Genomic DNA, 17,755 nt, shown 5'->3' with positions numbered 1-17,755 from the left:
TAGCGGCCGAAAGGTCCGGGGCAAGGGCTGCGTCAGCCTTTCATCGCATTCAGCAGGTCCAGCAACCCCTTGCGGTCGTCATCATCGGCATAATCGCCCGCAGCCAACCGTTCAGCGATGCGCAGGCGCAGACGCTCGTGCTGGGTGCGCACCTCTTCGCCGGCGGTTTCGGCCAGGGTCTTCATGATTGTCGCCACGGCCTGCTGACGCTTGGTGGTGGGGTTGGCGATGTAATCGACCAGGCTCTGCTGCCCGGAATCGAGGATGTTTTCGGCCAGATCTCGCAACTGCTCACCGTTGGGCAGCAGCGGGGCGGGGGCGTCTTGGGGCGGCAGGATCTCGGGCGCGCTGCGCGGGGTTTCGGTCAGGGCGTTGGCGCCGTCGACGAAGGCTTCGGTGATCATGCGGGTGATCTTGATCGCGCGCGGGTCCTTGAACAGGGCCGAGGCGATGGCCACGCCGTAATCGGTATAGACCCACGGGTTGACCCGCCGCCCGCCGCGGCCTTTGGGCTTTGAAATCACATTCTGTGATGTCAAATCGGCGACCTCGGCGTCGGTCAGTTGAAAGCGATAGCCCTCGAACAGGTCCTTGTTGCGCGAGACGGCCTGATTGAAGGCGCTGACGGATTTTCCGTAGAACTGCGCCAGATCCTCGGCCAGCACCACACGGGTTCCGCGCACCCGGTGAATGGCGTTTTGAACCTCATGCGTGGAGGGCAGGTTCTTGGGGTTCGTCATGGCAACCGTTTGGAATCACAATTTGTGATTTCAAACGTGGAGGAAGGAGAGGTGGGTGGCAAGGGTGGAGTGGTCGCCATTGGAAAAACGGGTGCGAGCATCCACCCAACCTTACTATATCGTAATTTCCACGCGGTTTTCCTTAACCTCGCCCGAAGGGTCTTCCCAAGTGATACGTAACCATTCTTTGGGAGGGGTCTGCATGTGAACCATAGCAGCCAAGTCCACACTTTGGCCTTTCTCAAGTTTGCTCATTGGAAACTTATCGTTTGCAAAGTTCTCTGCGACAATTTGATTTTGATCGTCCAGCAATAGACGAACGTTACGAGCAGTTGCCGGCCCGGTGTTGAAAACACGTAGGCGCCAATTTGTTCTATCAATTCGGTTTAGGCGTGCTGACACCGAAGCAGTTTTCTCGCGCTTTGCTTCACCTTGTGCCTGCTGGATTTGAATGCGCACTAACTCGATTTCGCGATCAGTTAAGCGGCTTTGAGATTTGAAAGATCTCAAGGTCACTATCAAGGCAGATGCGGAGACCAATAGAGCAAACCCGGCAATAACATCCGATAATTCCATTTAGAACCTATTTGAACATTCGTTTAAATTTCTTTTTCACATCCGAAACGATTTCACGCTTAGTTTCGTCGATTGCCCGCGAGATAATCTCTTGATTGCTATCGTAAATCTCTTGGTAGGAAAACTTTAGCTCGCACCCCGTGCAAACGTAGTAACGGTTTTCTTCAGGAACGCTGTCGTCAAATGAAAAGTCTTTTGCACCGCAAGTTGGGCACATAAGAGATATTTGTCGTGAGTAATTTTGCTTCATTAATCACCTTTCGAACTTAACATCAGATAATGCAAACCTACCGCTTCCGCCGCTTCACATTCCCACCCCGTTGCCCCGGCCTGCCAGCTGTTGACCGTCCACGCGATTTCACTGCGTCTTCGGATGCTTTCTCGACCGCCCACTGACGCGCCATGGGGTCGTCGGCGACGGCCAGATCGACCGCTTCCAGACGTTTGATCTCATCCCGGATATTGGCGGCCTCTTCGAATTCCAGGTTCTCGGCAGCTTTGCGCATCTGGTCGCGCAGACCGTCCAGATGGGCCTCCAAATTCGCGCCGTGCATCGGTTTGTCGATGGTGGCGGTGACGCGGTTCATATCGACGTCGCCTTCGTAGAGACCGGCCAGAACGTCCTCGACATTCTTCTTCACGGTCTCAGGCGTGATGCCGTGTTCCTCGTTATAGGCGATCTGCTTGGCGCGGCGGCGGTTGGTTTCCTCCAGCGCGCGCTCCATGCTGCCGGTGATGCGGTCGGCATACATGATCACGCGGCCTTCGGCGTTGCGGGCGGCGCGGCCGATGGTCTGGATCAGCGAGGTTTCGGAGCGCAGGAAGCCTTCCTTATCCGCGTCCAGAATGGCGACCAGGCCGCATTCGGGGATGTCGAGCCCCTCGCGCAGCAGGTTGATGCCGACCAGCACGTCGAATGCGCCCAGCCGCAGGTCGCGCAGAATCTCGATCCGTTCCAGCGTGTCGATGTCGGAATGCATGTAACGGACCTTGATGCCCTGTTCGTGCAGGTATTCGGTCAGGTCCTCGGCCATGCGTTTCGTCAGCGTGGTGACCAGCGTGCGGAAGCCATTGGCGGCAACTTTGCGCACCTCGTCCAGCAGGTCGTCGACCTGCATCTCAACGGGGCGGATCTCGACCTCGGGGTCCAAGAGGCCCGTTGGGCGGATCACCTGTTCGGTGAAAACGCCGCCGGTCTGTTCGATCTCCCACTTCGCGGGGGTGGCCGAGACGAAGACGGATTGCGGGCGCATGGCGTCCCATTCCTCGAATTTGAGGGGGCGGTTGTCCATGCAGGAGGGCAGGCGGAACCCGTGTTCGGCCAGCGTAAATTTCCGCCGGTAGTCGCCGCGATACATGCCGCCGATCTGCGGCACGCTGACGTGGGATTCGTCGGCAAAAACGATGGCATTGTCGGGGATGAATTCGAACAGGGTCGGGGGCGGCTCGCCCGGCGCGCGGCCGGTCAGATAGCGCGAGTAGTTCTCGATCCCGTTGCAGACGCCGGTGGCCTCGAGCATCTCGAGGTCGAAATTGGTGCGCTGTTCCAGCCGCTGCGCCTCGAGCAGCTTGCCCTCGCCCACCAGTTGATCCAGCCGCTGACGCAGTTCCTTTTTAATGCCGATGATGGCCTGCTGCATCGTCGGTTTCGGCGTGACATAGTGCGAGTTCGCATAGACGCGCACCTGTTCCATCGTCGCGGCGCGCTCGCCGGTCAGCGGATCGAATTCGGTGATGCTTTCCAGTTCCTCACCGAAGAACGAGAATTTCCAGGCGCGATCCTCAAGGTGAGCGGGCCAGATTTCAAGGCTGTCGCCCCGCACGCGGAATGACCCGCGCTGGAAGGCTTGATCGTTGCGGCGGTATTGCTGGGCCACCAGATCGGCCATCACCTGCCGCTGGTCGTATTCGTGCCCGACCTTCAGATCCTGCGTCATCGCCCCGTAGGTCTCGACCGAGCCGATGCCATAGATGCACGAGACCGAGGCCACGATGATCACGTCGTCGCGCTCCAGCAGCGCCCGCGTGGCCGAGTGGCGCATCCGGTCGATCTGTTCGTTGATCTGCGATTCCTTCTCGATATACGTGTCCGATCGCGCGACATAGGCCTCGGGCTGGTAATAGTCGTAGTAGGAGACGAAATATTCGACCGCGTTTTCCGGGAAAAACCCCTTGAACTCTCCGTAAAGCTGCGCCGCCAATGTCTTGTTTGGGGCGAGGATGATGGCCGGGCGTTGGGTTTCTTCAATCACCTTGGCCATGGTGAAGGTTTTGCCCGTACCGGTCGCCCCCAACAGAACCTGATCGCGCTCTCCATCCAGAATGCCGCCTGCAAGTTCCTTGATCGCGGTTGGCTGGTCTCCTGCGGGGGCAAACTCCGTATGCATGACAAACCGTTTGCCGCCTTCCAGTTTCAGGCGGGCCCGAACATCTTCGGTTGTCATTTGAGTCTTGTCGGAATGGGCGTATGGCATGGGCAGGCTCCGGATCAGGCCCCTACATTTGTTCTTATTTTGTCCAACTGCAAGGGCTGATCCGGTACAAATTCCCCAGTTTTGAAACTGGGCAGATACGCATCCGGATTGTGATCCGAGCCAACCTTGCCGGCCAACGCGGCAAGGTCGCCGATGAGAGCCTTCGTCATCATCGGTTTGCCGGCGATCACGGCATGGGCTTCGGTCGAGGGCATCGCCCGGTTGTTCCCGGGGTTTGCGTTGACGTCCAGAATGCATTCACGATGGATCATCTGCTTATCCTTCGGCTGACTTGTCGAAGATCATAGTTGGCCCTGATGACAGTTTCTGTCATTGGCTTGCTTCGACAATCCGCGACAATTGTTGTCTTGTCCCGGGCTGCGCTCTGACGCATAAACAGGTCCAGCCAAGTGAGTACGGAGAGGCGACATGCGCGCACGGATTTACCAGCCTGCAAGGAATGCGATGACTTCAGGAATGGCCAAGACCCGCAAGTGGGTTCTGGAATATGCCCCCGCTTCGGCACGTGAGGTTGATCCGCTGATGGGCTGGACATCATCCAATGACACGCAAACCCAGATACGCCTGAAATTCGACACCAAGAAAGAGGCGATGGATTATGCCAGGGACAATGGCATCGATGCGCAGGTCAGCGAGCCGCATAAGCGCAAACCCAACCTGCGCGCACGCGGATACGGAGAAAACTTCGCCACCGACCGCCGTGGGCCCTGGACACACTGAATGATCGAAATTCGCGAGGCAGACCCGACCTCGGACGTGTTGCGCCCGATTGTGGAAGCTCATTTCGCTCACAGCGAATCGGCCGGCCCTGCGGAAAGCAACCATACGATGAGCGCAGAATCACTGGCCGGATCGGGCATTCGATTCTGTGCGATTTACGACGATCAGCAGGCTTTGGGCTGCGGCGCCTTGAAGCTGTTGCCCGATGGCACGGCCGAGGTGAAATCGGTGCATATCCTCGCACAGGCACGGGGGCGCGGACTGGCGCGTGTCTTGATGGCTCATCTGGCCGATCTGGCGCGCGCAGAAGGCGTCAAAGCTTTGGTTTTGGAAACCGGGGCAGAGCATCTTCCAGAGTATGATGCCGCCCGCAAGCTTTACGAAGCGTTGGGTTATTCCTATTGCGGACCGATCTTTGGGTACAGTGACGATCCGAACAGCGCATTCATGCGCTTGGCTCTTGAACCCCGCTCGTAAAAACCGCAAGAAGGGTGCAGCGGTCCCTTAGCTCAACTGGATAGAGCAGCTGACTTCTAATCAGCAGGTTGAGGGTTCGAGTCCTTCAGGGATCGCCATTCTCGAATTTCGATTTCGATGAACACGTCAGGCCGCAATGCGGGCTGTTTCTTCGCGGTTGTCGGGTAAGGTATGAAGGGCTGGACGAGGGGGTCATGCCAGCCCTTCTAAGGGGTCACAGAGTGGTAGTGTGTGTTCCTTAACCAAACATTAACCTGATTCACCATGTTCCGAAATTGGGGGATTCCCGTAGGACGGCCAATGCGCGGATTTCAGCGTGTGGGTTGCAGCCGGCGGATCAGGATCCGGGATCATAACGCGAATTTTTCAGGGTGATTTGGGGCCTGGGCCGTAAAAGCGCCAAGGTAGCGAAAAAAATATTGCAACCGGTTGCAAATAGAATCATTGTTGCGCGCAACAACAAGATTCGGGAGATCTGTATGTTGAACGTCGGATTGTTGGGTGCCGGGCGCATCGGGCGTGTTCATGCGCAGGCGATTGCATCGCATCCGGGCAGCAAACTCATTGCTGTTTCCGATGCCTTGACCGAGGCCGCGGCCAGCCTTGCCAGTGATTATAGGGCCGAGGCGCGCAGTTCCGAAGAGATCATTGCGGATCCGGAAATCGGCGCGGTTCTGATTGCAACTCCAACAGATACGCATTCTGACCTGATTGAAGCAGCGACAGGCGCAGGAAAAGCCGTCCTGTGTGAAAAGCCCGTTGATTTGGACCTGAAGCGCGCCTCGGATTGTCTGAATACCGTCGCGGAACGCGGCAAGCCGGTCATGATAGGGTTCAATCGGCGATTTGATCCCAATTTTGCGACCTTGAAGGCGGGGTTGGATGCGGGTGAGATCGGCAAGGCAGAGCTCCTGTCGATCACATCTTTTGACCCGGCGCCACCACCAGTCAGCTACGTAAAGGTGTCTGGCGGTTTGTTTCGGGACATGATGATCCATGATTTTGACATGGCTAACTTCCTGATGGGGGACGTTCCCGAAACGATCTCGGCGGTTGGGTCCTCGCTTGTGGATGCTGAAATCGGCGCCGCGGGGGATGTGGATACAGCGGCAGTTACAATGACTTACGCGGATGGCCGCATCGCGGTCATCAAGAATTCGCGGCGCGCGGCCTATGGCTATGACCAGCGGGTCGAACTGCTGGGGTCCGAGGGGTTGCTACAGGCTCAGAACATGCTGGAAAACACTGTCGTAAAGTCAACGGCGGACGGTGTGGTGGGGGCCAAGCCGACCTATTTCTTCCTGGAACGCTACATGCCTGCTTACCGTGTGGAATGGGCCGCATTTGTCGACGCTGTTGAAAGTGGATCCGAAGTTCCGGTCACGCTGAAGGACGGTGTTGCAGCGCTGGCGATGGCCGAGGCCGCGACCCTGTCAGCGCAGACGGGAAAGCCCGTTCGGATGGAAGAGATTTTGAAACCGGTTGCAAAATGATCGAAATTCTTCAAACTAATACCAGCTCGGCCCAGCGCCGCAGCCACTGAGATTCGGCACAGCCGGATGATTGGGGCCGGTACCCCGACAGAAGATCAGACTGAACCATTGGGAGGAAACTGAAATGAAGAAATTCGTTAAAGGCGCGCTTGCTGCCGGGGCACTGGCCTTGGCCACACCTGCATTTGCGCAGGAAATCGTGGTCGTGTCGCATGGCCAGGCCAATGACGCATTCTGGAACGTCGTGAAAAACGGCGTTGAGCAGGCCGGAAAAGATGTCGGTGTGAACGTGGAATATCGTGCACCTGAGACCTTTGACATGGTTGCCATGTCGCAGCTGATCGACGCCGCCGTGAACCAGGAGCCTGACGGACTGATCGTCTCGATCCCGGATGCCGATGCGCTTGGCCCCTCGATCGAACGTGCGGTTGCCGCCGGTATCCCGGTGATCTCGATCAACTCGGGTGCGGAAGTGGCCAAGGAACTGGGCGCTCTGCTGCATGTGGGTCAGGACGAATATGATGCGGGCAAGGCGGCTGGTGAAAAGCTGGCCTCGATGGGTGGAACCAATGCGATCTGTGTCAACCACGAGGTCGGCAACGTGTCACTTGACCTGCGCTGTGAAGGCTTCACCGAAGGGTTTGGCGGTAAAGTAACCGTTCTGCCGACCTCGAACGATCCGTCCGAGATCGAGTCCAAAGTTGCCGCAGCGCTGGCCGCTGACGAAAGTGTCGATACCGTTATGGCGCTGGGCGCGAGCTCGGCCGGCGAGCCTTCGGTCGCCGCGGCCAAAGCCTCGGGGCGGGATTTGAATGTTGCCTCGTTCGACCTGTCGGCCAACTTCCTCCAGTCAATCGTGGATGGTGACGCGGCCTTTGCCATTGACCAGCAGCAGTACCTTCAGGGCTACCTGTCGGTGAACTTCATGGGTCTGCACGCCAAATACGGCCTGATGCCGGGCGGCGACGTGCCTTCGGGTCCGAACCTGATCACTCAGGACAAGGCCGCACAGGTCATCGAACTGTCCGCGCAGGGTATCCGCTGATTTCGGCGCGATCCGACAAACAACAGGATCGGCGCCAACGCGCCGGTCTCACCGAATTGGGAGGAAACCATGAGTGAATCAGCGCCCGTCCTGTCGGACGAAAGGGTCAAGAAAGAACCGTTCCTGACCAAACTGATGAAAAGACCCGAGCTGGGCGCCATTGCAGGGGCGGTTCTGGTATTCGTGTTCTTTGCGATCACCGCAGATGAATCGATGTTCACTCTTGCCGGTGTCATGAACTTCATGACCCCTGCGGCACAGTTGGGTATCCTGGCGATCGGTGCGGCACTGCTGATGATCGGTGGAGAGTTCGACCTGTCGATCGGATCGATGGTCGCGTTCTCGGGGCTGTTTTTCGGCGTCTGCGTCGTGACCTGGCAATTGCCGCTGATCTTTGCCATCCCAATGACATTCGTATTTGCGGCCTGTGTCGGTGCGGTCAACGGCAATATCGTGATCCGTTCGGGCCTGCCTTCGTTCATTGTAACGCTGGCGTTTCTGTTCATCCTTCGTGGCCTGTCACTGGTGGGGCTGAAAATGGCGACAGGCGGTTCGACCCAACTGCGCGGCGTGCGCGACGCGGTCGAAAACGACTGGCTGGCCCCCTTCTTTTCGGGCGAAGCATTCGGCAGCCTGTTCGCATGGCTGGCCGCCAACGGCATGATCGATACATTCAAAAGCGGCGCGCCCAAGGTCCCGGGTATTCCGGTCGAAATCCTGTGGTTCATCGTCATTACACTGGCGGCGACCTACGTGCTGCTGCGTACCCCGGTAGGGAACTGGATTTTCGCCTCGGGTGGTGACAGCACGGCTGCATCCAATTCGGGTGTACCGGTGAACCGCGTCAAGGTTTCACTGTTCATGCTGACGGCGTGCTGTGCCGCCCTTGTGGCGATCATTACCGTCATGGACGCAGGCTCGACCGATGCGCGGCGGGGGTTCCAGAAAGAATTCGAGGCGATCATCGCCGCGGTGATCGGCGGCTGCCTGCTGACCGGCGGATACGGCTCGGCCATCGGGGCTTTCTTCGGCTCGATCATCTTTGGAATGGTCGTCATCGGACTGACCTATACCGACTTTGATCAGGATTGGTTCCAGGTCTTCCTGGGTGCCATGCTGTTAATTGCCGTTCTGTTCAACAACGCGATCCGCAAGCGCGTAACCGGGGAGCGCTGATATGACCGAAGACACCAAGTTCCACCATGGCGATGCCGTCGACGATCAGGCGCCCATCGTTCAGATGAAAGACATCGAAAAGCACTTTGGCAATATCATCGCACTTGCTGGCGTCAGCTTTGACGTCAAGCCCGGGGAATGCCATTGCCTGCTGGGCGACAACGGCGCGGGCAAGTCCACCTTCATCAAGACCATGTCCGGGGTGCACAAACCCACCAAGGGCGAGATTTTGTTCGAAGGCCAGCCGTTGCATTTCGACACGCCGCGTGACGCGATGGAAGCGGGCATCGCGACCGTGTTTCAGGATCTTGCGATGATCCCGCTGATGAGCGTGACGCGCAATTTCTTCATGGGGCGCGAACCCACAAAGGGCAAAGGGTTGCTCAAGCGGTTCGATGTGGATCATGCAAACGAAGTCTGCATGGAAGAGATGCGCAAGATGGGCATCAATCTGCGCGCGCCGGATCAGGCGGTTGGGACATTGTCCGGCGGCGAACGTCAGACGGTGGCCATCGCGCGGGCGGTGTATTTCGGCGCCAAGATCCTGATCCTCGACGAACCGACCTCGGCGCTTGGTGTGCGTCAGACGTCGAATGTTCTTGCCACGATCGACCGGGTGCGCAGCCAGGGTGTCGGCGTGGTTTTCATCAGCCACAACGTGCGCCATGCGCTGGCGGTGGGCGATCGTTTTACCGTACTGAACCGCGGCAAAACACTGGGCACTGCCAAACGCGGTGAAATCACACCCGAAGAGTTGCAGGACCTGATGGCCGGTGGTCAGGAAATGGCCGAGCTTGAGGGATCGCTGGGCGGTACTGTCTAAAGCAAGACACTCGGATGCCCTCACGGGGGGCATCCATCGGGCGGTGGCACCTGACGCCACTCTGATTTCAGGCTCTGGCAAAAGGCCTGACACCTTCGCAAATGAGAAAACCCGCGGACCGCCGATGGCGGCTCCGAGTTGAAAGGGATCATGATGAGCAAAACAGTCCGATTGACCGCGGCGCAGGCTCTGGTGCGCTATCTGGGCGCGCAGATGAACGAGGCCGGAGAGCCGTTCATCGCAGGTGTGTGGGCGATCTTCGGCCATGGCAACGTGGCCGGTCTGGGCGAGGCGCTGCATGGGGTGAAAGACAGTCTTCCCACCTATCGCGGTCACAACGAACAGACCATGGCACACAGCGCTATTGCTTATGCCAAGCAGTTGGGTCGGCAACGCGCCATGGCGGTGACATCGTCGATCGGACCGGGGGCCACCAACATGGTCACGGCCGCTGCTCTGGCCCACGTGAACCGTCTGCCTGTTTTGTTGCTGCCCGGCGATGTATTTGCGACGCGTGGCCCCGATCCGGTTTTGCAGCAACCCGAAGTGTTCTCGGATGGAACCATCAGTGCGAATGATTGTTTCAGACCGGTCAGCCGGTATTTCGACCGCATCACCCGCCCGGAACATCTGCTGACGGCTCTGCCGCGCGCTTTCCGCACGATGACGGACCCGGCGGATTGCGGCCCGGCGACGCTGGCCTTTTGTCAGGATGTGCAGGCCGAAGCATATGACTATCCTGAAAGCTTCTTTGAGCCGCGCGTCTGGTATCAGCGCCGCATTCGCCCGGATGAGGGGGAACTGGCGCGCGCCGTTGCCGCGATCAAGGCCGCCAAGCGCCCCGTTATCGTTGCCGGCGGAGGTGTGCATTATTCGGACGCAACCGCCACGTTGCAGCGTTTTGCCGAGGCACACAATATCCCCGTGGCCGAGACACAGGCCGGCAAGTCCGCATTGGCCTGGGATCATCCGCTCAACCTTGGTTCTGTTGGTGTGACCGGGGGCGAACCTGCCAACGACATTTGCGCAAGGGCGGATCTTGTGCTGGGCGTCGGCACCCGGTTTCAGGACTTCACCACCGGGTCATGGGGGTTGTTTGCGAACCCCGAGCGGGAATTGATCAGCCTGAACACCGCCGCCTATGACGCCGAGAAGCACGGAGCGATGCCGTTGCAGGCCGACGCTCGGGTTGGTCTGGATGAACTCAGTGAAGCGCTGGGCGGCCATCGCGCGCCGGATCTGCCCGCGGCATTGAAATCTGATTGGTTCGGCAAAGTTGATGCGCTGACGGATGCCCCTGCGGACAGCAATGCACTTCCCACGGATATGCAGGTGATCGGCGCCGTGCAGCGGGCCGCCAAGGAAAACACTGTTGCGATGTGCGCTGCCGGAACGATGCCGGGTGAGCTGCACAAGCTTTGGAAGGCACCACGCCCCGGAGCCTATCACATGGAATATGGTTTCAGCTGCATGGGATATGAGATCGCCGGTGCCATGGGCATCAAGATAGCCCAGCCCGACCGCGACGTGATCTGCTTTACCGGTGACGGCACTTATATGATGGCCAACTCGGAAATGGCGACGGCGGCGATGATGGGGATTTCGTTCACTGTTGTCGTCACGGACAACCGCGGGTTTGGGTGCATCAACCGTCTGCAAATGGGGACAGGCGGGGCCGAGTTCAACAACCTTCTCGACCACACTGTGCACGAGACAAAATCAGCCATCGATTTTGCCGCCCATGCGGCAGCGATGGGGGCGACTTCGGTCAAGGTCAGTTCAATTGCCGAGCTCGAAGACGCGCTGGCCAAACGCGATGAGGTCAAAGGCCCCTATGTCGTGGTGATCGACACCGATCCCTACCCATCGACCGAATATGGCGGAACCTGGTGGGAAGTGGCGGTGCCCGAGGTCAGCACCCGCCCCGAAGTGAATGAAAAACGCGCGGCCTATGAAGTCGCCATCAAGGAAAGAAACACGAAATGAGCGTGAAGATCGGTATCTCTCCGATTGCCTGGCAGAATGACGACCTGCCGGACCTGACCGCAGCTTACACGATGGAGCAGGCGCTGAAAGAAGCGCGCGAGATCGGCTATACAGGTGTCGAACGCGGCCAGAGGATGCCCGCCGACACCGAAGGGTTGCGGGCCTATCTGGACGCAAATGACATCGCGCTGTGTGGGGGGTGGTGCTCGGGCAGCACGCTGGTTAACGACCTGCACTCCGAGATCGCCGTCGTGCGCGAACAGGTCGAACAATTCGTTGCGCTGAACAGCCCGTGCATCGTTTATGCCGAATGCTCCAATACCGTCCAGGGACAGATTGGAACACCTGTCAATGATCGCCCCAAACTGTCGCGGGACGAGGTTCTGGCCTATGCGGGGAAGCTGACCGAGCTTGCCAAATGGATGGCAGATCAGGGCATGCCGATGGCCTATCACCATCACATGGGCACGATCATCGAAAGCGAAGATGAGGTGAACTGGCTGATGGAGGGGTCAGGCCCCGAATTGAGCCTGTGTTTCGATACCGGCCATCTGCTGTTTGGCGGCGGCGATGTGATGGCCACGCTGAACCGTTGGGGCGACCGGGTGCATCACGTGCATTTCAAGGATATCCGCCCTGAAATCGTACAGGTCACGCGTGAGAACAATCGCAGTTTTTTGGATGCGGTGATCGCGGGCGCGTTCACCGTGCCGGGCGATGGTTGCATCGACTTTCAGGCCGTGGCCAATGCACTGAAAGCAATGGATTACAGCGGCTGGATCGTGGTCGAGGCAGAGCAGGACCCGGCCAAGGCGCCGCCCTACGAGTACTCGAAAATGGGCTATGACCACATCGTCGAGGTCTGCGGCAAGGCCGGGCTGAAGATCACCCCATAGATCACCACCCCAAACGGGGCAACACCGAAGCCATCAGAGAGGAGCGCGTCATGGTACAACAGGACCTTGGATATGTCGGCTATTTCGACCGGGAATCCTGTGATCTGGACGAATTCAAGGTGTTGACCTCGCAAAACCTGACAACCGGTGCGGTGCCTCATGCCGCATCGGTGCAAAAGAACGTTCCGATCTATGATATGCATGCGCTGCGCCCGGCGTTGGAGAAGGCTGATCAAAGAAAAGCGCTGCTGGCGGAATGGGCGTATGTGCTGGACAAATCTGCGGGTGTGATCGTTCTAAAAGGCGCATTTGCGGATACGTCCGTGATCGACCGGGCGACCGCTGTGTTCCATCAGATGATCGAGGAAGAACGTCAGGGCGGGGCCGGAGAAGGTGACCACTTCGCAGCCTCGGGCGCGAATGACCGGATATGGAACGCATTGCAGAAACAGTGCTTGCGCGATCCCGAGGGCTTTGCGCTTTATTTCGGGAATGTGGCCATTGCAGCGGCTTGCGAGGCGTGGCTGGGGCCGAACTATCAAATGACCGCGCAGATCAATCAGGTGCGCCCCGGTGGCAAGGCGCAACAGGCGCATCGGGATTATCACCTTGGGTTTCAAAGCGCCGAAAGCGCGGCCAGTTATCCGGTTCACGCCCATCTGGTGACGGCCTCGCTGACCCTGCAAGGGGCGGTTGCGCATTGTGACATGCCGGTGGAAAGCGGGCCGACCAAGTTGTTACCGTTCTCGCAGCTCTACCCGCCGGGCTATCTGGCGTTCCACGATGAAGCACACCGGGCGCATTTCGAAGACAGCTGTATCCAGTTGCCATTGGAAAAGGGTGACGCGGTGTTCTTCAATCCGGCGCTGTTCCATTCGGCGGGCGCGAACAGCAGCGCCAACATCAATCGCATGGCAAACCTGCTGCAAATCTCATCTGCCTTCGGGCGCGCGATGGAGTCGGTGGATCGGCGGGCGATGTCCGTGGCGGTGTTCCCGTCACTGATCGCCTTAAAACAGCGCGGGGCGCTGGACACAGCGCAGGTGGAGGCCGCAATTGCGGCCACGGCTGAGGGCTATCCCTTCCCGACCAATCTGGACACGGACCCCCCGGTCGGGGGCAATGCGCCGGAAAGCCAGGCGGATATTCTGCGTCGCGCGGTTGCGGAAAGATGGACCCAGGCGCAGCTGGACAAGTCCCTATCGGCCCGGAACCAAAGGCAAGCTGCCTGAATACAACACAGGCGGGCGCTCGGGGCCCGCCCAAGAAGGAGATCAAGAATGGCAGACCTGCTGAAGAAACCGGTCGGAACCCACGGCAAGGTACATGACATCACTCCGTCAAGCGCTGGATGGAAATATGTGGGCTTTGGGCTTTATCAGCTAAAGGCCGGGGATCGCGCAAACGAAGTGACCGCGGATCGCGAAGTCATCCTTGTGATGGTCGAAGGCAAGGCGCGGATCACCGGGGCAGGTCAGGACTGGGGCGTGTTGGGCGAGCGGATGAACGTCTTTGAAAAGACCCCGCCGCATTGCCTTTATCTGCCGAACAGAACCGCATGGGAGGCCGTGGCCGAAACCGATTGTGTGATCGCCGTGTGTTCAGCCCCGGGCAAGGGCGGCCACGAGGCCCGGCGGATCGGTCCGGACGGGATAACCCTGACTGAACGTGGAAAGGGCGCAAACACACGCTATATCAACAACATCGCGATGGAGGCCGAGGATTACGCCGACAGCCTGCTGGTGACCGAGGTGTTCACGCCGAACGGCCACTGGTCGTCCTATCCCAGCCACCGCCACGACGAAGATGACTATCCCCACATCACCTATCTGGAAGAGACCTACTACCACCGCCTGAACCCGTCGAACGGATTTGGGATCCAGCGGGTTTACACCGATGACGGCCAGTTGGATGAGACGATGGCGGTATCCGATGGCGACGTTGTGACTGTCCCGCGTGGCCATCACCCTTGCGGCGCGCCCTATGGGTTCGAGATGTATTATCTGAACGTCATGGCCGGACCGCTGCGGAAATGGCGGTTCGTGCCGGCCCCCGAGGTCGAATGGATCATGGAGCGTGACGGATGAGCCAAACTTTTGCCAATTACCCAAGCCTCGCAGGGAAGACTGTTTTCATCACCGGCGGCGCCGGCGGAATTGGCGCGGAAACCGTTCGGGCCTTTGCCGAACAGGGGGCAAAGGTTGGGTTTTTGGACCTCAACGCCGATGCCGGGCTTGCTTTGCTTTCCGAACTGGACGGAGAGCATGCATTCGCCCAATGCGATCTTCGCGACATTGACGAGATGAACGCCGCAATAGGGCAATTGGTTGAAGAGCTGGGCGAGGCGGGTGTTCTGGTGAACAACGCGGCCCGGGATGACCGGCACGACTGGCGCGACGTCACGCCTGACTACTGGGATGAGCGCATGGCGACAAATATCCGCCACATGTTCTTTGCCATTCAGTCGGTGGCACCCGGAATGATCGCCAGGGGTGCAGGTTCGATCATCAATATCGGCTCGAATTCGTGGTGGGAGGCCGGGGCGGGTTTCCCTGCCTATGCCACCGCCAAATCCGCTGTGCATGGACTGACCCGCACCATGGCGCGCGAGCTGGGCGATCACCGTATCCGCGTCAACACGGTCGTGCCCGGCTGGATCATGACCCAGCGCCAGAAAGATCTGTGGGTCACCCCCGAGGCTCTGGCCAAGCAGATCGACCGTCAGTGCCTGCCCGACCCGATCGACCCGGTCTATGTGGCGCGGATGGTGCTGTTTCTGGCCTCGAACGACGCGGCCATGTGCAGTGCCGGGAACTTCATGGTCGAAGGCGGGTCGATCTAAGTCTTTCCATACCGAAAGAGAAATCAATGCCTCAACCGTTTCAACTTGCGGCCTGTGCCGAGATGCTGTGGCTGGACAGGCCGATGGATTGGCGCGCCGCCCGGCTGGCCGAGATGGGGTTCGGTGTCGGGATGTGGAACTGGCCGGAGCTCGATATTCCCAGACTGGTCGCAACCGGCGCCAGTTTCACCATCATGAACGGCTATCTTCAGGGGCGGCTGGCCGACGATGACGGGGCCGAGATGCTGCTGGCCTCGGCGGCCGAAACAATTCAGGTCGGCAAGCGCCTGGGCGTTGCGCGTCTGAATCTGCACGGCACCGGGTTGGGTGATGGTGGCATACCGATCTGGCAACATGACGAGGTCACAGGGCCGATGTGGCTCAAGGCCAGGGACACCCTGAACCGGATCTGTGATCTGGCCCAGGCCGAAGATGTGGTGTTCACGCTTGAAAACCTGAACCTGCTGGACCATCCAGGCTGTCCGTTCGGGTCAACGGCGGACGTGCTTTCCTTGGTTTCGTCGGTTGATCGTCCGCAGTTGCGGATCAATCTCGACCTCTACCATACCCAGATCGGCGAGGGGGATCTGATCCGCTGGTGTGAAAAATGCCTGCCCTGGATCGGAGAGGTGCAGGTGGCCGACAATCCCGGTCGGTGCGAGCCCGGAACCGGTGAGATCAACTATGCCGCCGTGGCGCGTGCGTTGAACGAATTGGGCTATCGCGGCCCGGTCGGGATGGAAGCCTTCGCCGCAGGCGACCCGGAAGACGCGCTAAACGCCTTCCGGTCGGCATTCACGCTCTGAGCGTTACCGCTGCGGTGGCGCACCAAAGGCGCGGATCACCGTGCGGGCAGCAGCCTCAACCGAGTCGTGCGTTTCCTTCAGGATCGTTACCCGGTCGAACCGGTCGGGGTCGCGGTTTACGGCCTCGCGCAGGGCGGTGCCGAAGGCCATGCGCAGCTCGGTCCCGATGTTGAATTTGCAGATCGCGGTTTCACGCGCCAACCGCGCGCGCTGTTCGACCGGCACACCCGATCCGCCATGGATGACCAGTGGAACGTCGGTCATGGAGTCGATCTGGCGTATGCGGTTTTCGTCCAGACCACCTTCCTTTTTTTGCTGAAGGTGGACGTTTCCGACCGAGATTGCCATCGCGTCCACGCTGCTGTCGCGGGCAAACTTCGCGGCTTCCTCGGGATCCGTGCCGTTGGAACCTTCACCGCCGGAATAGCCGACGAAGCCGATCTCGCCCTCGCACGAGATCCCGGCGGCATGGGCCATTTCGGCAATCGCGGCGGTTTCATCGATGTTCTGCTGCAAGGGCTTGCGCGACCCGTCGAACATCAGCGAGGTGAACCCGCTGTCCAGCGCGATCTTGCAGTCCTCGAAGGTATAGCCGTGGTCCAGATGCGCCACGACGGGCACCGTGGCGTTTTCGGCCAGATACCGGAACATCTTGCCCAGGATCGGCAGCGGCGTGTGCTCGCGGCAGCTCGGTCCGGCTTGCAGGATCACCGGGGCGTTCTCGGCCTCGGCGGCGGCGACATAGGCGCGCATGTCTTCCCAGCCCAGCGTCACCAGGCCGCCGATGGCATAGCCCTGTTCGTAGGCGGGTTGCAGGACGTCTTTGAGCGTAACGAGGGTCATTTGAATTTGGCGATCATGTCTTTGATGCCCGGGATCGTTTCGATCTGATAGGCATGGGTGGGTTGGAAATACTGTACCAGCGACCGCTGGGTCAGCCCGCCGAGGATGGTGAAGTAATACATCTCGTATCCCGGCAGCACGCAGCAGGGGTGATAGCCCTTGTCGATGCAGATCGTGGAGCCATCGACGATGTGATAGGCATCGCCCGGCTCGTTGTCCTCGCGTTGCAGCATCTGTAGGCCCGAGCCCCAGTTGGGTTTGAAGCGGAAATTGTAGGTTTCGTCATGCCGGGTCTCGTCCGGCAGGCGGTTGGTGTCGTGCTTGTGGCTGGGAAAGCCCGACCAGCCGCCCTGACCGACGGTGAACAGCTCGCTCACCAATAGGCGACCGACCTTGTCATGCTGTTTCTGGCCGAGGATGTGCTTGATTTTGCGGTGGGTCTTGGTGTCGTCGCTGCCGTATTGCACCAGGTCGTGCTCGCGCACGTCGAACGGATCCAGCACCTTGTCATACTTTGCGCCTGCCACGAACACCTCGGCAGCCTCTGACACGCAGACCATCTGCGCCCGTGCTCCCGACGGGACATAGGCTCCCTCGGGTTCGCCATCCCAGACATCCTCGCCCCGATTACCCAGATGGGCAAAGCGCACGCCTTCGACGTCCACGTCGACGCTGCCGGTGGCGGGCACGATGCAGGTCTCGTAGCCCGGCACCTGGTATTCGAACGCTTCACCTATGTTCAGTTTGACGATGTTGAAATAGTTCAGCGGAACGGTCGGATCATCGGCGTCTACGATGGGTTTGTTCCGATTGTCATAGGGCGCGATATGCATGGTA

General features: G+C 59.3%; 18 protein-coding genes and 1 tRNA gene. 13 read left to right on the top strand and 6 right to left on the bottom strand.

Annotation, left to right across the window (positions count from 1 at the left end; translation table 11 throughout):
• Positions 1-32: 32 nt before the first annotated feature.
• From GS605_RS19740 to GS605_RS19725, 4 genes are all read right to left on the bottom strand, one after another.
• Entirely contained in the window at positions 33-740 is a 708-nt protein-coding gene (locus tag GS605_RS19740) for an ORF6N domain-containing protein (RefSeq protein WP_171725076.1), read from the bottom strand.
• 114 nt (positions 741-854) lie between these two features.
• Positions 855-1,316 (bottom strand): hypothetical protein, encoded by a 462-nt coding sequence (locus tag GS605_RS19735; protein ID WP_171725075.1) that lies wholly within the window; start codon positions 1,314-1,316, stop codon positions 855-857.
• Between the two features lie 287 nt (positions 1,317-1,603).
• A complete protein-coding gene (gene uvrB / locus GS605_RS19730; protein ID WP_305851970.1) occupies positions 1,604-3,790 on the bottom strand; it encodes an excinuclease ABC subunit UvrB in 2,187 nt (728 codons plus the stop codon).
• Positions 3,791-3,804: 14 nt separating this feature from the next.
• On the bottom strand, positions 3,805-4,062 hold the full coding sequence (locus GS605_RS19725) for a hypothetical protein (protein ID WP_171638041.1): 258 nt from the start codon (positions 4,060-4,062) through the stop codon (positions 3,805-3,807).
• A 157-nt stretch (positions 4,063-4,219) separates the two neighbouring features.
• Here GS605_RS19725 and GS605_RS19720 point away from each other — a divergent pair, with 157 nt between their 5' ends.
• The 13 genes from GS605_RS19720 (at position 4,220) to GS605_RS19660 (ending at position 16,075) form a co-directional block, all read left to right on the top strand.
• Complete coding sequence (locus GS605_RS19720) at positions 4,220-4,531, top strand: ETC complex I subunit (RefSeq protein WP_152459136.1); 312 nt, start codon at positions 4,220-4,222, stop codon at positions 4,529-4,531.
• The gene (locus tag GS605_RS19715) at positions 4,532-5,008 is read left to right on the top strand and encodes a GNAT family N-acetyltransferase (RefSeq protein ID WP_171725074.1); all 477 of its coding nucleotides are present in this window, start codon (positions 4,532-4,534) and stop codon (positions 5,006-5,008) included.
• Between the two features lie 21 nt (positions 5,009-5,029).
• Positions 5,030-5,106 (top strand) — tRNA-Arg (locus GS605_RS19710).
• Between the two features lie 381 nt (positions 5,107-5,487).
• Positions 5,488-6,501: an inositol 2-dehydrogenase gene (iolG, locus tag GS605_RS19705; RefSeq protein ID WP_171725073.1), complete on the top strand. Its 1,014-nt coding sequence runs from the start codon at positions 5,488-5,490 to the stop codon at positions 6,499-6,501.
• 124 nt (positions 6,502-6,625) lie between these two features.
• Positions 6,626-7,546 (top strand): sugar ABC transporter substrate-binding protein, encoded by a 921-nt coding sequence (locus GS605_RS19700; protein WP_171638033.1) that lies wholly within the window; start codon positions 6,626-6,628, stop codon positions 7,544-7,546.
• A gap of 69 nt (positions 7,547-7,615) precedes the next feature.
• On the top strand, positions 7,616-8,722 hold the full coding sequence (locus GS605_RS19695; RefSeq protein WP_171118992.1) for an ABC transporter permease: 1,107 nt from the start codon (positions 7,616-7,618) through the stop codon (positions 8,720-8,722).
• A gap of 1 nt (position 8,723) precedes the next feature.
• Positions 8,724-9,545, top strand: a complete 822-nt coding sequence (locus GS605_RS19690) for an ATP-binding cassette domain-containing protein (protein WP_152459131.1) — start codon at positions 8,724-8,726, stop codon at positions 9,543-9,545.
• Between the two features lie 153 nt (positions 9,546-9,698).
• Positions 9,699-11,531, top strand: coding sequence for a 3D-(3,5/4)-trihydroxycyclohexane-1,2-dione acylhydrolase (decyclizing) (iolD, locus tag GS605_RS19685; RefSeq protein WP_171725072.1), 1,833 nt, complete (start codon positions 9,699-9,701; stop codon positions 11,529-11,531).
• Positions 11,528-12,427, top strand: a complete 900-nt coding sequence (gene iolE / locus GS605_RS19680) for a myo-inosose-2 dehydratase (RefSeq protein ID WP_171725071.1) — start codon at positions 11,528-11,530, stop codon at positions 12,425-12,427. Before iolD ends, iolE begins: the two co-directional genes overlap by 4 nt.
• Positions 12,428-12,477: 50 nt before the next feature.
• Entirely contained in the window at positions 12,478-13,659 is a 1,182-nt protein-coding gene (locus GS605_RS19675) for a phytanoyl-CoA dioxygenase family protein (protein ID WP_171725070.1), read from the top strand.
• A gap of 48 nt (positions 13,660-13,707) precedes the next feature.
• The gene (iolB, locus tag GS605_RS19670) at positions 13,708-14,514 is read left to right on the top strand and encodes a 5-deoxy-glucuronate isomerase (protein WP_171725069.1); all 807 of its coding nucleotides are present in this window, start codon (positions 13,708-13,710) and stop codon (positions 14,512-14,514) included.
• Positions 14,511-15,269: an SDR family NAD(P)-dependent oxidoreductase gene (locus GS605_RS19665; RefSeq protein WP_171638020.1), complete on the top strand. Its 759-nt coding sequence runs from the start codon at positions 14,511-14,513 to the stop codon at positions 15,267-15,269. Before iolB ends, GS605_RS19665 begins: the two co-directional genes overlap by 4 nt.
• A gap of 26 nt (positions 15,270-15,295) precedes the next feature.
• Positions 15,296-16,075, top strand: coding sequence for a TIM barrel protein (locus tag GS605_RS19660; protein WP_171725068.1), 780 nt, complete (start codon positions 15,296-15,298; stop codon positions 16,073-16,075).
• 3 nt (positions 16,076-16,078) lie between these two features.
• Here the strand turns inward: GS605_RS19660 and GS605_RS19655 are convergent, their stop codons facing one another.
• The gene (locus tag GS605_RS19655; RefSeq protein ID WP_171725067.1) at positions 16,079-16,918 is read right to left on the bottom strand and encodes a class II fructose-bisphosphate aldolase; all 840 of its coding nucleotides are present in this window, start codon (positions 16,916-16,918) and stop codon (positions 16,079-16,081) included.
• Positions 16,915-17,751, bottom strand: a complete 837-nt coding sequence (locus GS605_RS19650; protein ID WP_171638014.1) for a 5-deoxy-glucuronate isomerase — start codon at positions 17,749-17,751, stop codon at positions 16,915-16,917. The genes GS605_RS19655 and GS605_RS19650 overlap by 4 nt, the downstream gene beginning before the upstream one ends.
• Positions 17,752-17,755: the final 4 nt, after the last annotated feature.

The organism is Ruegeria sp. HKCCD7559, assembly GCF_013110575.1.
GTDB lineage: Bacteria > Pseudomonadota > Alphaproteobacteria > Rhodobacterales > Rhodobacteraceae > Ruegeria.
Note: the sequence above shows the minus strand (reverse complement) of the source record. Positions and strands in the feature narration are given on the sequence as shown.

Bases quoted from the DNA above. Each gene is read 5' to 3' on its own strand.
- GS605_RS19660 (WP_171725068.1), top strand. From the start codon at position 15,296: ATGCCTCAACCGTTTCAACTTGCGGCCTGTGCCGAGATGCTGTGGCTG.
- uvrB (WP_305851970.1), bottom strand. From the start codon at position 3,790: ATGCCATACGCCCATTCCGACAAGACTCAAATGACAACCGAAGATGTT.
- GS605_RS19715 (WP_171725074.1), top strand. From the start codon at position 4,532: ATGATCGAAATTCGCGAGGCAGACCCGACCTCGGACGTGTTGCGCCCG.
- GS605_RS19735 (WP_171725075.1), bottom strand. From the start codon at position 1,316: ATGGAATTATCGGATGTTATTGCCGGGTTTGCTCTATTGGTCTCCGCA.
- GS605_RS19720 (WP_152459136.1), top strand. From the start codon at position 4,220: ATGCGCGCACGGATTTACCAGCCTGCAAGGAATGCGATGACTTCAGGA.
- GS605_RS19690 (WP_152459131.1), top strand. From the start codon at position 8,724: ATGACCGAAGACACCAAGTTCCACCATGGCGATGCCGTCGACGATCAG.
- GS605_RS19650 (WP_171638014.1), bottom strand. From the start codon at position 17,751: ATGCATATCGCGCCCTATGACAATCGGAACAAACCCATCGTAGACGCC.
- iolB (WP_171725069.1), top strand. From the start codon at position 13,708: ATGGCAGACCTGCTGAAGAAACCGGTCGGAACCCACGGCAAGGTACAT.
- GS605_RS19700 (WP_171638033.1), top strand. From the start codon at position 6,626: ATGAAGAAATTCGTTAAAGGCGCGCTTGCTGCCGGGGCACTGGCCTTG.
- GS605_RS19675 (WP_171725070.1), top strand. From the start codon at position 12,478: ATGGTACAACAGGACCTTGGATATGTCGGCTATTTCGACCGGGAATCC.
- iolG (WP_171725073.1), top strand. From the start codon at position 5,488: ATGTTGAACGTCGGATTGTTGGGTGCCGGGCGCATCGGGCGTGTTCAT.
- GS605_RS19695 (WP_171118992.1), top strand. From the start codon at position 7,616: ATGAGTGAATCAGCGCCCGTCCTGTCGGACGAAAGGGTCAAGAAAGAA.
- GS605_RS19665 (WP_171638020.1), top strand. From the start codon at position 14,511: ATGAGCCAAACTTTTGCCAATTACCCAAGCCTCGCAGGGAAGACTGTT.
- iolE (WP_171725071.1), top strand. From the start codon at position 11,528: ATGAGCGTGAAGATCGGTATCTCTCCGATTGCCTGGCAGAATGACGAC.
- GS605_RS19725 (WP_171638041.1), bottom strand. From the start codon at position 4,062: ATGATCCATCGTGAATGCATTCTGGACGTCAACGCAAACCCCGGGAAC.
- iolD (WP_171725072.1), top strand. From the start codon at position 9,699: ATGAGCAAAACAGTCCGATTGACCGCGGCGCAGGCTCTGGTGCGCTAT.
- GS605_RS19740 (WP_171725076.1), bottom strand. From the start codon at position 740: ATGACGAACCCCAAGAACCTGCCCTCCACGCATGAGGTTCAAAACGCC.
- GS605_RS19655 (WP_171725067.1), bottom strand. From the start codon at position 16,918: ATGACCCTCGTTACGCTCAAAGACGTCCTGCAACCCGCCTACGAACAG.